The sequence below is a fragment of the Acinetobacter suaedae genome, assembly GCF_008630915.1.
Classification (GTDB): Bacteria; Pseudomonadota; Gammaproteobacteria; order Pseudomonadales; family Moraxellaceae; genus Acinetobacter; species Acinetobacter suaedae.
In genome coordinates, this window is the sequence record NZ_CP043909.1 from 2,211,716 (window position 1) to 2,226,939 (window position 15,224).

Sequence of the window (15,224 nt, forward strand, 5' to 3'; positions counted from 1 at the left end):
ATGCCAACAAAATAAGCCATTATACAGCCACCTATCGCTGCCCCCCCCCCATAAATACAGTATTCTTATTATGAGCCTTATCGGAGATAGCCACAGTATGGCCAAAAGGAACAACCATACCCAGTAATTTATTATTTTTATTCATGATCGCAAGTACATTAAAGTTCTGTTCTATATCCTCATCATAGACAACATAAACCTCTTCACCTTCTTTAAAAAATATCCCTGTAAACGCAGCGTAGAATGCTTCCCCATCAATCTCAAAATGAATATAGTAGCCAGGAAAGCCATTGATACCACTTAATGTTGCAGCTGCTCCCATACCACCTGATTCAGCAAACATCGACACCAAAGCAGTTGCTGTCGCCTGTGATCTCAGTTTGGGTAGATCGCCAACTATTGCATCGACAAATTGGAGATTTTGGACTTTACCGTAGATGACTTTCATCAATTTTTACATCTACTAGTGGCTGAGGGTCATAAGATAAAAACTGTGTATAATTATAAACATCGTCATACATACGATTGTTTTCATCTATATAGGCTTTCATTCCTGTTTTTTCTAGATCTTTTAGATCAGTTATCCCAAGTATTTTATAAATTCGTTCAGACTCTTCTGCATATCCTCTAAATTGTTTTTTAACACTGTATCCAACTGATAATGAAATAATAAAGGCAATCATTGTGTAATATATATATATATATATATCTTTTACACCTGATAATAGACCTGCGATTAAACCAAATATTGAAATTGCAATTCCCATATTTATACTTGTTCTATTATGAGACTTATCGGACATAATCACTGTCTGTCCAAAAGGAACAGCCATACCTAGTAATTTATTATTTTTATTCATGATCGCAAGTACATTAAAGTTTTGTTCTATATCTTCATCATAGACAACATAAACCTCTTCACCTTCTTTAAAAAATATCCCTGTAAAAGCCGCATAAAACTCAATATCATCAATATAAAAATGAATGTAGTATCCCGATGAACCAGTAATCCCGCCCAAAGTTGCAGCAGCTCCCATACCACCTGATTCTGAAAATAATGATACTAACGCTGTAGCACTTGCTTGTGATCTAAGCTTTGGGAGTTGACCTACAATGGCTTTAACAGACTCAATATTTCTCACTATTCCGAAGATAACTTTCATCTAAATTATATTCCTATGACTTCTGCAAATGCTTGATTAAACGCTTCCAACTCTTTACCTTCATTTTGAAATTTTACTGCATCTATACCAAAAGCTGATTTTTTACACCATTTTTCCAATTCATTTGGCATGAAAAAGGCTTTATAGGTGATCTCAATTGCAGTTACACCTAATATGATTAAATTAAGGCGTGCTAGCCAAACTACACTGCCCAAAAATGAGAAAAAACGATAAACATTAGTTCGAACTAATATTTCTGATAAACGAATTAATGTAGGGCGTTTTGTTAAATCTCCAATTTTCTGCAAAAAGTTAATAGATACTATAGTATATCCAAAGGCTAGACCTGCATAAGTAGCACTACGTGCACCATATATAACCCCCAAGAAAGTATCTGTTTTTAAATTATCATTCATCTGCCTAAAATCATAAATCGCAAAAAAAGCACTTCCAATAATTGCAAAACTATTAGCGGCAAGTTTAATTGCATTGTGTGCTGCATGTTCAGTAGCTGCTGTAAAGACACCGACCAATTCCAAACTGGCAGTAATCAAACCACATGCACCACCAAAGATCTGTAATTTTTGTTGTGCATCTATCGGCCGATCCAGTTGGAATATTAAATTAACTGCTTCTAACGCCATAACTAGAGAAGCAGTTCGGGTCGCACCTTTGTTCTTGGCATCATTTAAAATTGAAGTGACTTGTTTAGACACATCAGTTGGTGGTTTATAGTTAGGGTCTAAACTTGGCACAGCAAAAAACATGAGAGATTTTAAGTTAATCCCTTTATCTAAGACACCTGTACGCGCATAAAGGAAAGTACATACTTGAGTTGCCACTAAACGATCAGTACCACCAGCTTTCGCTTTTTGTGTCGCCACTCGAATAAACTCGGCACTCCAACGACCAATACGACCTACAAAGGTTTTATCAAAGTTCGGCAACATATAATGTTTATTGGCATTGTTGGAAACCCAATCATCCCATGCCGCATCTAACGCCGCAATCGTCACGATAAATTGCTTATAAGTACTTTGTGAGGTGTTCCAATCTGTATAATTTGTGACTGTACTAAAAAAGTCCTGTGTTCCCTGATTATAATGCTGTATTGCAGAATGATGATTAAACAACACACTCCGCATAAAAATATTTTCAAGTGTAATCGTTTTCGTTTGAATCCATTGATCTATGAATTTTTGACCTTGTTCGGTAACACCAGTACCTTCCATCGCTTGCATCGTATATTCATAAAAAACGAAACCACTTTCTTTATGATTGGGGTCGAAAGCATGTAACTCATCAACCAACTGTTTTGATTGCAACCAAGTTAAATGATCTTTAGCAAGCGCAGCGGCATTTTTCATACCATTTTGGGTATGTAATGCTACATTTCTTTTAACTTCATCCAGCTTGTCAAGATGTAATAACGGAACATACTTTTTCACCCATTCATCGGCGGCCTTGGTGGTATTTTCTTCTATACGCTGTTTTTCTAGCACTTTCGGATCAGTATTGAATACCGTTGTTGTTTCATGTCGCCCTTTTACCCAATCTGATGATGACTTATTGATCGGATACATTGCAGGATCAACGATAAATCTCTGAGATGTATTATTTTGAGAAAATGTAGAACTTTTCTTATTAATTTTTTTTAAATTCTCCATCATCTGTTGTTGAGACTTTTGATCTCCCATTGCAGTTGCAAACTTCTTTTGTTGATCTCCAATTCGTTTTGCCCAATCTTTTGCTTCCTGAATTGCTTTTGTTTTTAAACCTTGCTCAATAGATTCAATTAAAGGAATACTATTGAAACGTTGATGGTTGCTGATACCATCTTTATAGCTATTCATATAAGCTGAAAGTTCAATAAACTGATCATTTCTACGTTCATTGAGTTCAATGGTTATTCCTAAAGCATCATAAATGGCGACCCCACAGACGGCTTCAGGAAACACAGCAAATTTTTCGGAAATTTTCTGTTTTCGAGTTGAATTCACTTTCGAACTATATTTTTCAAAGTTTGGTGTAGGTACATGCTTATCAAAGACTTGTTGATTAAAACAATGGTTAGACTTTTGAGCAGATCGCCATTGATTAATATCAATTTTTTGCCATTTCTTTTCTGTCGCATATAATGCTTTATTTTTTCGATAGAGTTGTAGTCGTGCTTGGGTAAGAAAACCTTTAGAAAATAAAAGATAAGCAATTTTAGCTTTTGATTTTTGGTATGGCGCAAGGCAAATCATAGAACTGTTGGCAAAGTGCTTCTCATTGGCACAGCCATAAGGTGTAGGCGCACAATCAGGATCAAGAGGATTTTTAATTTTCGCTAAAAAACCTTCTTCATTCACTCGATAGGCTAACCATCTATGCATTCCGTTTTCATATTCCACTAAAGCATATAGATAACCTACATTTAAATATTTCAAAGTGTACTTCGAGTAATGAATGCTTTTGTCACTCACATAGCCATTGAGCTGGGTTGGAAGTGATGGAAATTTTGAATCATTTTTTTTGGCAATCGCGTATCGCACAGGGAATAGATAAAAACTATCATCTTCCGCATGACAAAAAGGACAATCCTTTTTTTGCTCATTGACAACACCCGATGGCGTCGGCTGTATTGGGATCTTCTTAGGTACTACTTTGTGAGCATTTGGATTCAGTTCAGCTTTCTTTTGTTCAACCTTAGCCAAATCATATTTTTTTAAATTCTGTCCCCAAGAAATATTTTGATTTCCCTGACTACTTTTTGCATTTTGCAAATAAGGAGGCGCTTTTTTACTAGAATTTTTATTATCCATTTACCACATCTCTTTTTAAAACTTCAATTTCTAAATCCGAATATGTATTGAGCGTCTCAAGGATTTGCTCATAATCTTCTTTATGCCACAAGGCTTTGATTTCTTCATGTTCAATCAAATTTGGGCTGATCATATAAAACCAATATACAAGCTCACTAATAACACCAAATTCAATATTGGCTGAGTTTCCTCTTATCAAAATCAGGTGCTCATAAGTCCGCATCGGTTCAATTTGATTTGATGGAATATCTTTATTGATTAAATATTTATTAATACTATTCACATCTTCGCACATCATTAAAAAATCAATCACTGACTTAGGATAAACATTGTTGAATTTAAATGCTGTTTCAAAAAAGGTTTTACGATAAAGTCCTGTAGGATGTAAATGCTCCCATGACTTATATGCTTTGAGATGATGTAGATATAAAACCTCTTGCGCGAGGTTTTGAAATACATATTGAACTCGCGGATCATACCATCTTAAAAGATAAGATTTTTTAGAGTTTTCAAGTTGAGCGACTGAGTTCTTCATAAATGAAGTTTTTATGACGTCGAGTGATTCTGTACTATTCCCCCAGCCACAAACGATTTGACGAGTTGAGTCATAACCTTTTTGCTCCAATAAAAGTTCAATCAACTGAGGTACATACTCATTAAATTTTTTATCATTTCTTAGTCTTAGCAATGCTATTGGTTGCTTGGCTTGTTTAGAACTAATAGGTTGTGCAATAAAAAATTTCTCAACAGCAACAAGCGGATCAAAATCATCAATAACTTCACTGAAGAGATCAATATCGACGGTACGATCAATGAGAAAATCAATCTCACCATCCGTTTTATAAATTGCTTCAAATCGAGCTAGAAGTAAGTCAGCATCAACCTTATCAATAGGTTCGCATAATTCAAATAAATCTGACATTTTAGATCTCAACTAATGCTGCACCGTTTGTTGCTGCTGAATGTTGCTTCGCCGAACAATCAGGTAAATCAATCGCAGGAACACTGACAGATGCTCCACTCTTCAACAAATGCTGCCCTGCCTTTGCCTCAAACTTTCCACCAGTGGTTGGGAAAATTCCACCACCATTGATTTCAAGTTGTGAACCTCCCGCCAAGATCACAATTTTCTTTTTCGCCGTAATTTCAATGCGTCCCTCTGTTGAAGTCACTTGCAAAGCATTCCGAGCAATCAGATCAGCCCCATCACCTTGTGCCTGTATCTCAACCTTACCTTTGCCTGCAACTTGTTTGATTCCATTTTGAGCAGCAAATAAACTGATCTTTTGACTGGCTTGGGCAATCAAGTTCTTCTGTGTAGTCAGGTTAATACTGTCCCCTGCAAATTGGTTCAGTTGTCCATCTGCGGATAGATGGATGTCTTCTGAGGTGCTGAGTCCAATGCCATTCGGTGAACTGAGTAACAGCATCGCTTGTTCAAAGCGGGCTATTTTCTCTTGGATCTGTTCTGCAAAGCTCTTGAGTTGTTCTAAGGCTTCGAGTTCATCCGTTTGTTGGTTCTTTGCCACTTCACTCAAGGCTTTGGCATTGTTTTGGTTGCTTTCCAGTTGCTGTTTGGCTGTTTGCGCTTCGAGATGATCACCTTCAGCTTGCGCTTGTACATGCGTGGTGATCAGTAAGCCTTCGCCTGCTCGAATCGCGCCCCATTGGTCTGTGCGTAGTTCAAAGCCTTCACCCCGGTCTTCGCTTTCTGCTTGGGCTTTGGGATGGCTCAGTTTGCCGAGATTGAGTTGGCTGGCTGCATGGCTACTTTGTAGTTGGGCACTGATCTGTCCGGTGGTGTCGTCAAAGCGTAGTTGGTTGTAGCCTGAGCCTTGGTATTCTTTGGATTTGATCCCTGCCAGTTTTTTGGTATCAGGTAATTGTCCTGCATTGTCGAATTTGCTTGGGCTGCGTTGTGCTTCGTGCAGTCGTCCGGTGACAAAGGGACGGTCAATGTTGCCATCAAAGAAGTCGATGATGACGATTTCACCAATGCGGGGGAGGAAGCGTGCGCCATAGCCTTCGCCTGCCCATGGGGTCAGTACATCCACCCAAGCTGAATCGGTGTCATTGTTGCTGCTGCCAGCACCACCATCGTGGCTATGGTCGTCATTGCGGGTAAATAGGAAGCGAACTTTGATTCGTCCCCATTCATCCACATGGATTTCTTCGCCTTCGGGTCCCACCACTCTGGCACGTTGTGGGTGAGCAGTTGGACGGTGTTGCAGTGGGTGGTATTTCGGGTACGGTTTTGATGTTGCGGCGTTGTAGCGTCAGTTGGTTGGCTTGGCGTTCTTCTGGGTTTGTGTTTTGGTTATCTTGCCATTGGCTTTGGGTGATCAGCTGATGGATTTGTTGTTGTAAGTCTTTTGGGAGGTTGTTTTGGTTGTAGTAGCTTTTGGCAGTGATTAGAAATTCTTGGTCTGCACCACTGTGTTGGTCGATCTCTGGGTGTTCGTTGAGTTTAAACCAGTAGCCCACTTGGGTGTCTCGTACCGTGGTATTAGCGATAAATTGTTTGGCTTGGGCATCGTGGTAATGACTGAGGTGTTGGTTCAGTTTTTCGATTTGGGCGTTGCCTGAAGCGGTTGCACCATCTTCACCATTCAGGTCTTGCATCCATGCGGGAGTGAAGTGCCATGCATCTTCGAGTCCTAGACTAGCGTTGTCGTGTTGTTGGCTATGTTGGTGTTTGCTTTGGACGCTACCTGCCCCATCTTCTTGTTCTAGGGCATCAGCTTGCCAGCGTTGGATATGGACTGCCGTTGGTTGTAACGAACGTTCTGCAATGAGGCTGGTCATGCTGTCGTATTGTTCGGTGGCACTGCTGCGGTGGTAGCGAATTGTTCTTCGATCTAGGGCTTGGTATTGGCTGTTGTCATCGATCAAGCGGAGTTTTTGGGCTTGGATTGGACTGTTGCTGTTGGCAACAGTGAGCTGTGCTTCGTCGATCAGCCAGTTGATGCCTTCGCTTCGGAGTAAGCGGGTAATGAAGTCGTAGTCGCTTTCATTGGCTTGCATTACAAAGGGACGGATGTCATAGTCTTGTTTGATCCCACCAAGGTCGAGTGTAAGACTCGATGCAAATAGTGGGCTGCGTTGTTGCCATTCTTTGAATAGGGTCTGTACGATGTCGAGTACATTTTTATTCATAAACACGCGGCTGTTTCGGCGTTTATGCCACAGCGCGGTTGCATCTTGTAGTTTGAGTTTATACAGCGTGAGGCTACCGTCAGATTGTCCTTGTACGGCTTCTGTGATAATCCCTGTGGTTCTAAACAGTGTACCTGTATCGGTGACTTGGTCTATCGCTGCCTGACAGCCGATGAATTGTTTTAATGGGATGTGGGCGTTAGTGGATAGGCAGATCAGTTCTGCAGTCATGCCCTGATTAATGGCATGCTGACCTTGAATTTTTTGGAGGAAGACTTGTTGATTTAAGCTCGGATTGGCAAATTGTATGTGTATCGCACGTTTTTGTGCGGTAAGACCTAATTGGTCAAGCGCTTTGAATATGTTGTTTAACATTTGTTATAAAATATCGCCTAAAATCTCGAGCATTCTATAAGAAACATACAAGTTCGTCTATGTATTTAATGTTATAGATCTGGCGCAAAAGTCAACTCCTCTATCGAGATGACTCGTCGTAGACAGTGATTATTGCTATACTATCGATCCTGTTTTTGCTGCTCCTATGTTCATGTCCCCATCCTCACAACATTCGCTTATTGTCCAAATAGACCAACACTTACCCCAAACACAATGCGGTTTGTGTGGGCATCGTGACGGATGTTTACCTTATGCTAAAGCCATTGTAGAAGGTGAAGATGCCAATAAATGTGTACCAGGCGGACAACCAGTTGCAGATGCTTTAGCAACACTCCTGCAACGTCCTCGATTGGTTGCTGAACCAAGTGTCTGGGAGGTTCAAGCCGATGGTCGTCCACAACGTATGAAAGCAATCATTCGCGAGGATGAATGTATTGGCTGCACCAAATGCATTAGTGCTTGCCCTGTTGATGCCATTATTGGAAGTGGTAAATTAATGCATAGTATTTTGACCGACTTGTGTACAGGTTGTGAATTATGCATTCCTCCTTGTCCGGTTGACTGTATTGATTTGATCCCAGATACCAAACCATTGCCAACCGAAGTGCAACGTACAACAGAACAAGACGATTTAAGACATCGTTACTACGCACATATCCAACGTGAAGAAAAACGGCGCATTCATCGCAAAGGTCCAATTGTACGTGCAGAAATTGATGTCGAGTTTTTTGCTCAATTTTCTCAGACAGTGAACAATGTCCCTGTCATTACACTCGCTGAACAACCAAAAGAAAAGCCATCACTAGATGCAAAAACCACGATTGAACTTGCCAAGATCCGTACTCAAATCAAGAAATTAGAAAAGCAACTCAGTGTACGTGCGGATGAACAAAAACAAACACAACTCATTGCTCTCCAACAACGTTTAAATGAATTGCAAGGAATCTAAAAATGCCTGTCAAAAATATGACCAAAAAGCAAATTCAGATTTTCTTTGAACGTCTACGAGAGCAACGCCCACACCCTCAAACTGAACTCAACTACAGCTCACCGTTTGAACTACTGATTGCTGTCATGCTTTCTGCACAAGCGACAGATATAAGCGTCAATAAAGCGACCGATAAGCTTTATCCAATTGCAAATACGGCACAAGCGATTTTAAATCTCGGTGTTGATGGCTTAAAAGAATATATTAAAACGATCGGTCTCTATAATGCCAAAGCAGAAAACGTGATCAAGACCTGTCAGATTTTGGTCAACCAACATCAAGGACAAGTTCCTGAAACACGTAAAGAACTTGAAGCCCTACCCGGTGTTGGACGCAAGACTGCAAACGTCGTTTTGAATACCGCATTTGGTCAACCTACGATGGCTGTGGATACACACATTTTCCGAGTAGGGAATCGTACAGGCTTAGCGATTGGAAAAAACGTGTTAGAAGTTGAAGATCGACTGATTAAAGTCATTCCGAAAGAATTTATCATCGATGCACATCATTGGTTAATCTTGCATGGACGCTATTGTTGTATCGCACGTAAACCCAAATGTGGCGAATGTATTGTTTCAGATGTATGTCATTGGCCCGACCGTTTTGAGTTTGGGGCGAACAAAGCGATTACAGTTAAAAATCTCAATTAATCTTGAGATTTTTTTTGCTGCTGTAATTTAGGATGAAGCTGACGCGCTTTACCATGTTTTTTATTTTCTAAAGCTTGTTGTTGTTGCACATGGCGCAGCATTTTTTGACTTTGATACAATAAAAAAAGCAATAATGCAAAACTCAAAACCACGACAATAATCAAGATAAACTTTAGCATTGCTTTTCTCCCAAATAAAAAGAGCTCTATATTCAGAGCTCTTTTATCATCAACAACTTAGATTACTTGTCTAAAATTGCGAACAAATCTTTTTGAACGTCTTCGATTGCACGTAGACCATTTAATTTATCATAGGTCGGTGCATTTTCACCCGAAGCAGCACGTCCTTGATAGAAACCAACCAATTGCTCAGTTTCGCTGTGGTATGAACCTAGACGCTTACGAATGGTTTCTTCTTGGTCATCAGGGCGTTGTACCAAGTCTTCACCAGTTTCATCATCTTTACCTTCCACTTTCGGTGGATTGTAAACAATATGATACACACGACCAGAAGCAGGATGTTGACGACGACCAGAAAGACGTTGAACAATTTCTTCGTCTGGTACATCAATCTCAATGACATGATCAATGCTAATACCAGCCGCTTCTAATGCTTCAGCTTGTGGAATGGTACGAGGGAAACCGTCAAAAATACAACCGTTTTCACAATCAGGCTGAGCAATACGTTCTTTAACTAAGCCAATAATTAGCTCATCAGAAACTAAACCACCTGACTCCATTACGCTTTTCGCCTTTAAGCCAAGTTCAGTACCTTCACGAATTGCAGCACGGAGCATATCACCGGTTGAAATTTGTGGGATATTGTAGCGCTTACAGATCAACTGAGCTTGGGTACCTTTGCCTGCCCCAGGTGGTCCGAGTAAAATAATGCGCATAAAGAACATCCTCATCTAAAAACAATAAATCTTAAATTGAGCAATATCATACAGATTTATCGCTCAACCAACATCAAATTAATTATAAGAAAGCGACAAATAAGTGAATTAAACCAGCAAAGAAACCAGTTACACCACCCAGTACAATTAAAATCCATTCATCCTCTTGGAATGCAGGGCGTAATAAGTTCTGGAATTCTTTCGGCGTCAGTTCACGAATTCGATCTCTAAACATTTGAAAGATTTTCTGTGCACGGCTTGCATTCAAGGCTGGATCACATACTGGACCCATGGTAATTTCAATCGAACGATCAATCAAGTCGGTCTTTAGTCTAGCATACTCTCTTGGACCTAAAGATAATTGCAATGATGTTCGCACCAAAGGTGTTTCCATAATTTCATTGATATGACGTTTAACGATACGGCGCGTTTTATCTTTTTTACTACCATACATCATTTCAGTCATAATCGACTTCAATGTAATCAGATCTTCTGTTACGACACTGGCAAATACATCCGAAACCTCTTCTTGACGTTTCATAAATGCACCCTGCACATTGTAAGTACCAATCTTAAGTACAGGCACTATCCAAGGGAATTTACGGTCTTTGGTTAAACGGAAAATCTGAGGATAACGAATCGGATGTGGTTCAATCGGATTGAATACCATCCAGATCGCAATCCAGTTGGTCAAGAAGCCCCAAATTGCCGCCCAAAATGGAACTGTCCAATGCCAAGGCACAATGAACCAAACAATCATTTGGAAAATACCAAAGAACATTCCGATTAATGCGCTGATATGCCAAATAAAGTTAATTTCTTTTTGACCAACTTTGAGGAACATACGCACCATTAAACGGCGATCACCTTCCATCTGGCTCACGACCATTTCACGCATATCAACCAATGACTCAACGTTCATGGTCAGTTCAGTCACTAACTCTTTAAGCGTATTTGGTAACTGTTTATGTGCTTGGGCATAAATACGACGCTTAATCGAATACGGGAGGTTTTCCCATAGCACCGCATTTCGATCAATCATGACCTCATCAATTAAGTGTTCAAGTTCAAATCCAACTTGTTCACCAATGATCATTGCCATGTCTTCAGGATCCATCGCTTCTAAAAATTCACGCAATGAACCTAACTTTGACAGTGTATTGTCAGTAATAATGCCTGAAATACGCCCCGCTTTACGTGGCACGATTCCTTGCCATCCTACGGGCAACGGCCCTAAGTGAAATCCCCAAAAATTAATTGGGTAAAACACCATTTTCAAAGCCATCCACACGTGTGCCCAAGTCACAAAAGCAGTTACAGGTATAATACTGAGGACTGCCCAAAAATCTGGACGAGCTAAAAAAATCTGCCACAATTCATTGACGTAATCAAACATGCATGACTCTCAGAATTATTGATACATTATGACTCATCGGCGTTAAACAACTTGTTCACACTTATAAGCCAAAACTTAAGGTATAAGAGAATTGAATTGTAGGCTCTGTTTTCTCTATGAGATCACCTTTCGCATTTTTCATACGCTCACCTGCTCCAATTCCCACACTAAAGGTACTGATACGTTCCGAATTCAACCACACGAACGCAAGATCTACACCCGCGCCTAGGCGCGCTTTTTCTTCATTATCAATCTGTTTACTTTCAATATGGCCAACATATGCACCGATGTAATAACCATTTTTATCTGTACCCGTTAAATGGTATGGATAACGAAATCCAAGTTGTCCACCTGCTGGATTGTCATCATTCATAAATGCGCCTGCTTTGGCATAGGCGATTCCATAAGGGTTTACCCATTCCAAATTGGCGTGTAATAATTTCTTAGTAAAACCTGCTCCAACATTCCACGTTGAAACATTTGCCCCTGTCAATTTTGCTTCTGGAAGAAATGTATTTCCTTCAGCGTGTACCAAACCACTAAATGCCGTAACCGCGAGTAAAAGATAAATTTTTCTCATTATTTTCTCCATTTTCCCTAAGAGTGTGTATTGGTCTTTCCTATCTCAAGCAGTTTGTGACTTTAACAGAATTATTTTGCTTCTAATATACAAGACCGTACAATTTTAATGTCTGCAAAGTCAAAAACGGTCAGTCGAACATTTGCATGATTCGCTGAAAATTCTACAGTAAGATCATGCAACTTACGTTAAAATATTCAGTCTTTGTATTCTCTCAATCTTGTAATTAAGTCGATTCCCTATGAAACAGCACTTTCCTTTAAAAAACATGCAACAAGAAAAGCGCATTTATAAGGGTCGAATTTTCTTTGCAATGTTTGTCGTTGCAACTTTTTTATTATTATTACTTTGTCGCTATGCATATTTACAGATCATTCATTACGATGATTTTACAACAGCATCAGACAAAAATAGAATTCGTTTGCAACCCCTACCACCTGCGCGCGGTTATATCTATGATCGTAATGGCATTTTATTGGCAGATAACTACCCTGTCTTTACAGCAACACTCAGTCGAGCCGATGTCAGTGACATTGAGGATACCTTAGAACGTCTGATCCCTGTATTAAGTCTGACACAAGAAGATGTGGATCGTTTTAAAAGCCGTGTCAAAACTGCCCGAAAAACTGAACGTATCGCCATCAAGCTCAATTTAAACGAAGCCGATATTGCAAAATTTAGTGAAGTCAAATATGCATTTCCTGGGGTAAAAATCGAAACGCAAATGACACGCTATTACCCGTTTGGCGAATTATTTGCGCACGTCATAGGTTATGTTGGACGTATCAATGACCGAGAGCTAAAAGCGATCGATAAAGACTTATATGCGGGGACGAATCTAATTGGAAAAATCGGCGTAGAAAAAAGCTATGAAGAGCTTCTCCACGGACATCCTGGCTATGAATCAGTCGAAGCTGATGCACACGGGAATGTGCTTCGTAAGCTAGGCCGCAAAGATCCGACTCGCGGCAATGATTTATATTTATCCTTAGATTATGGTTTACAGACCATTGCATCAGAACAATTGGCTGGGCGACGTGGTGCTATTGTCGCCATGGATCCTCGTACTGGTGAGATTTTAGCTCTCGTTTCTAGCCCAAGCTTTAACCCTAATCTGTTCGTCACCGGCATTAGTTACAACGATTATGGGTCATTACGTGACAACCCTGATCAACCATTATTTAACCGTGCAGTACAAGGTGTATATCCTCCTGGGTCAACCATTAAGCCAATGTTTGGCCTGGGCGGCATTCATTATGGTTTAGTAGACTGGAACACAGCAATTTCCGATCCTGGTTATTTCTCACTACCGGGAGATAGCCACCGCTTCCGTGACCATAAGAAAAGCGGTCATGGACTGGTCAATATGCACAAAGCTCAAATCGTTTCTTGTGATACCTATTTCTATGTCTTGTCTTATCGTATGGGCATTGAGAAAATGAATGAGTGGATGCGCCAATTCGGTTTTGGTGAGAAAACAGGAATTGATTTACCTAGTGAAAGCTCTGGTTTATACCCAAGCCCGGAATGGAAAATGAGAACCCGAAATGCCAAATGGTTAAAAGGTGAAACCATTTCTGTGAGTATTGGACAAGGTGCCTTTACAGCGACACCACTGCAATTAGCAATGGCAACTGCGATTACTGCCAATCAGGGTGCACATGTTACCCCTCATGTCTTACGTGAAACAAAAGGCACAAAACAATTCGATGTTCATAATGCACCAGATGGACAAATTCAATTCAATGGCACATTAGATGATTGGATCAGAATGCGTGAAGCAATGGTCGATGTCATTCAATCTGGTACAGGTCGAGGTATCAAAAGCGGTTTACAATATTCAATTGCTGGTAAAACAGGTACGGCCCAAGTTAAAAGCATTGCCCAAGGCAAACGATATAACGAAGCAGCACTCTCTGAACGTCAGCGCGATCACGGTCTATTTGTTGGTTTTGCTCCCGCTGACAACCCCGAAATTGCGATTGCTGTGGTTTGGGAAAACGGTCGAAGTGGTGGTGCAGCAACACAAATCGCGCGCCCGATCTTTGATTATTGGTTACTCAAACGCAAAACTGCACCTTTACGGCCAGCCAATCATCAAATCAGCGGAGGCTTGATGACTGCTGGTATCAAACCTGGTGAACTACCAAGTGGCAATGTATCCACTACTGCACCTGTAACGTCAACCGAACAGCCAACTCAACCTGCCGATGGAATTTCAGAATAATGAAGAATCAGCTACGTATTATTGGTGGAGAATGGAAACGACGCGTTTTGCCATTTGCCAGTATCGATGGTTTACGCCCCACACCAGATCGTGTGCGGGAAACATTATTTAATTGGTTAATGTGGGATATTCAAAATGCACAAGTGTTAGATCTATGCAGTGGCTCAGGCGCACTTGCTTTTGAGGCACTGTCACGCGGTGCAGCAAAAGTTGTCATGATTGAGCCAGATGCAACTCAAGCACGTTATTTAAAAGACAACATTCAAGTGCTGAAAGCACAAAATTGCCAATTGATAATTAGCACTGCTCAACAAGCACTGAAAAAACTAAATGATCAATTTGATGTTGTGTTCCTCGATCCTCCTTATAGCCTAGATTTATGGCAAGAGCTATCAATATTGGCAGACCCCTTGATCAAAGAAAACGCTTATATTTATGTCGAAGCTGACCGTGAGTTATCTCAAATCCAATTACCAGTTTCATGGCAAAAAATAAAGGAAACCAAAGCTGGATTAGTGCGAGCAGCGTTATACCAAAAGAAAATTTAAAACAGGCGTAACCAAAAAAAACGAATTAACTGTCCCCGATCAAATGGAAAGCTAGACAAATATTCGTAGCCAATCCGATTGCTTGGGTTAAACTGATACACAACGCCATACCCCAATGAAATAGAAAAATCATCAAGGGAAATGCTTTGTGTATCACCTGTCAGCATTTTATAGTCGAATTGATTGGTCTGATAAGCAGTATAATTATAGATACGCCAACGCTCATCCTGAAAAAACAGATTATGCATAATTGAATAATCTGTTTTGATTTGCTGCGGATAAGCTGAATCAAACAATGCTTCCGTGTCATCTTTTACTTCTGCAAAAAAATCATAATCTTCTGCATACGTGTAACAAGAGCAAAGTAAAAGAAGTCCACAAATAAAAAACTGCATCATTAATTTAAAATATGTGAGAT

Annotated in this window: 13 protein-coding genes and 1 pseudogene; 4 read left to right on the plus strand and 10 right to left on the minus strand. The window is 40.1% G+C overall.

Annotated features, from left to right (window positions below):
* Positions 1–31: 31 nt before the first annotated feature.
* From F2A31_RS15920 to F2A31_RS10325, 5 genes and pseudogenes are all read right to left on the minus strand, one after another.
* A complete protein-coding gene (locus tag F2A31_RS15920; protein ID WP_228715631.1) occupies positions 32–448 on the minus strand; it encodes a hypothetical protein in 417 nt (138 codons plus the stop codon).
* The gene (locus tag F2A31_RS15810; RefSeq protein ID WP_171490586.1) at positions 429–1,163 is read right to left on the minus strand and encodes a putative type VI secretion system effector; all 735 of its coding nucleotides are present in this window, start codon (positions 1,161–1,163) and stop codon (positions 429–431) included. The genes F2A31_RS15920 and F2A31_RS15810 overlap by 20 nt, the downstream gene beginning before the upstream one ends.
* Positions 1,164–1,168: 5 nt before the next feature.
* Positions 1,169–3,970 (minus strand): T6SS effector BTH_I2691 family protein, encoded by a 2,802-nt coding sequence (locus tag F2A31_RS10315; protein WP_150026303.1) that lies wholly within the window; start codon positions 3,968–3,970, stop codon positions 1,169–1,171.
* Positions 3,963–4,892: a hypothetical protein gene (locus F2A31_RS10320; protein WP_150026304.1), complete on the minus strand. Its 930-nt coding sequence runs from the start codon at positions 4,890–4,892 to the stop codon at positions 3,963–3,965. The genes F2A31_RS10315 and F2A31_RS10320 overlap by 8 nt, the downstream gene beginning before the upstream one ends.
* 1 nt (position 4,893) lies before the next feature.
* A pseudogene (locus F2A31_RS10325) lies at positions 4,894–7,501 on the minus strand (type VI secretion system Vgr family protein).
* Positions 7,502–7,673: 172 nt separating this feature from the next.
* Here F2A31_RS10325 and F2A31_RS10330 point away from each other — a divergent pair.
* Positions 7,674–8,471 (plus strand): RnfABCDGE type electron transport complex subunit B, encoded by a 798-nt coding sequence (locus tag F2A31_RS10330; protein ID WP_150026305.1) that lies wholly within the window; start codon positions 7,674–7,676, stop codon positions 8,469–8,471.
* 2 nt (positions 8,472–8,473) lie between these two features.
* A complete protein-coding gene (gene nth / locus F2A31_RS10335) occupies positions 8,474–9,160 on the plus strand; it encodes an endonuclease III (RefSeq protein ID WP_150026306.1) in 687 nt (228 codons plus the stop codon).
* On the opposite strand, the gene F2A31_RS10340 is transcribed toward nth, so the two are convergent.
* The 4 genes from F2A31_RS10340 to F2A31_RS10355 form a co-directional block, all read right to left on the minus strand.
* Positions 9,157–9,339 (minus strand): hypothetical protein, encoded by a 183-nt coding sequence (locus F2A31_RS10340; protein ID WP_150026307.1) that lies wholly within the window; start codon positions 9,337–9,339, stop codon positions 9,157–9,159. The genes nth and F2A31_RS10340 overlap by 4 nt on opposite strands.
* Positions 9,340–9,401: 62 nt before the next feature.
* Positions 9,402–10,055 (minus strand): adenylate kinase, encoded by a 654-nt coding sequence (gene adk, locus F2A31_RS10345; protein WP_150026308.1) that lies wholly within the window; start codon positions 10,053–10,055, stop codon positions 9,402–9,404.
* An 82-nt stretch (positions 10,056–10,137) separates the two neighbouring features.
* Positions 10,138–11,451: a hypothetical protein gene (locus F2A31_RS10350; RefSeq protein WP_150026309.1), complete on the minus strand. Its 1,314-nt coding sequence runs from the start codon at positions 11,449–11,451 to the stop codon at positions 10,138–10,140.
* Positions 11,452–11,512: 61 nt separating this feature from the next.
* Entirely contained in the window at positions 11,513–12,031 is a 519-nt protein-coding gene (locus tag F2A31_RS10355; RefSeq protein WP_150026310.1) for a hypothetical protein, read from the minus strand.
* 241 nt (positions 12,032–12,272) lie between these two features.
* Between F2A31_RS10355 and mrdA the strand changes: the two genes are divergently transcribed.
* Together mrdA and rsmD are read left to right on the plus strand one after the other, a co-directional pair.
* Positions 12,273–14,258, plus strand: a complete 1,986-nt coding sequence (gene mrdA / locus F2A31_RS10360; RefSeq protein ID WP_150026311.1) for a penicillin-binding protein 2 — start codon at positions 12,273–12,275, stop codon at positions 14,256–14,258.
* The gene (rsmD, locus tag F2A31_RS10365) at positions 14,258–14,806 is read left to right on the plus strand and encodes a 16S rRNA (guanine(966)-N(2))-methyltransferase RsmD (RefSeq protein WP_150026312.1); all 549 of its coding nucleotides are present in this window, start codon (positions 14,258–14,260) and stop codon (positions 14,804–14,806) included. Before mrdA ends, rsmD begins: the two co-directional genes overlap by 1 nt.
* On the opposite strand, the gene F2A31_RS10370 is transcribed toward rsmD, so the two are convergent.
* On the minus strand, positions 14,803–15,201 hold the full coding sequence (locus F2A31_RS10370) for a hypothetical protein (RefSeq protein WP_150027766.1): 399 nt from the start codon (positions 15,199–15,201) through the stop codon (positions 14,803–14,805). The two genes, rsmD and F2A31_RS10370, sit on opposite strands and share 4 nt — an antisense overlap.
* Between the last annotated feature and the right edge of the window lie 23 nt (positions 15,202–15,224).

Coding starts and splice junctions, on each gene's coding strand:
- F2A31_RS15920 (WP_228715631.1), bottom strand. CDS start 448: ATGAAAGTCATCTACGGTAAAGTCCAAAATCTCCAATTTGTCGATGCA.
- F2A31_RS15810 (WP_171490586.1), bottom strand. CDS start 1,163: ATGAAAGTTATCTTCGGAATAGTGAGAAATATTGAGTCTGTTAAAGCC.
- F2A31_RS10315 (WP_150026303.1), bottom strand. CDS start 3,970: ATGGATAATAAAAATTCTAGTAAAAAAGCGCCTCCTTATTTGCAAAAT.
- F2A31_RS10320 (WP_150026304.1), bottom strand. CDS start 4,892: ATGTCAGATTTATTTGAATTATGCGAACCTATTGATAAGGTTGATGCT.
- F2A31_RS10330 (WP_150026305.1), top strand. CDS start 7,674: ATGTCCCCATCCTCACAACATTCGCTTATTGTCCAAATAGACCAACAC.
- nth (WP_150026306.1), top strand. CDS start 8,474: ATGCCTGTCAAAAATATGACCAAAAAGCAAATTCAGATTTTCTTTGAA.
- F2A31_RS10340 (WP_150026307.1), bottom strand. CDS start 9,339: ATGCTAAAGTTTATCTTGATTATTGTCGTGGTTTTGAGTTTTGCATTA.
- adk (WP_150026308.1), bottom strand. CDS start 10,055: ATGCGCATTATTTTACTCGGACCACCTGGGGCAGGCAAAGGTACCCAA.
- F2A31_RS10350 (WP_150026309.1), bottom strand. CDS start 11,451: ATGTTTGATTACGTCAATGAATTGTGGCAGATTTTTTTAGCTCGTCCA.
- F2A31_RS10355 (WP_150026310.1), bottom strand. CDS start 12,031: ATGAGAAAAATTTATCTTTTACTCGCGGTTACGGCATTTAGTGGTTTG.
- mrdA (WP_150026311.1), top strand. CDS start 12,273: ATGAAACAGCACTTTCCTTTAAAAAACATGCAACAAGAAAAGCGCATT.
- rsmD (WP_150026312.1), top strand. CDS start 14,258: ATGAAGAATCAGCTACGTATTATTGGTGGAGAATGGAAACGACGCGTT.
- F2A31_RS10370 (WP_150027766.1), bottom strand. CDS start 15,201: ATGCAGTTTTTTATTTGTGGACTTCTTTTACTTTGCTCTTGTTACACG.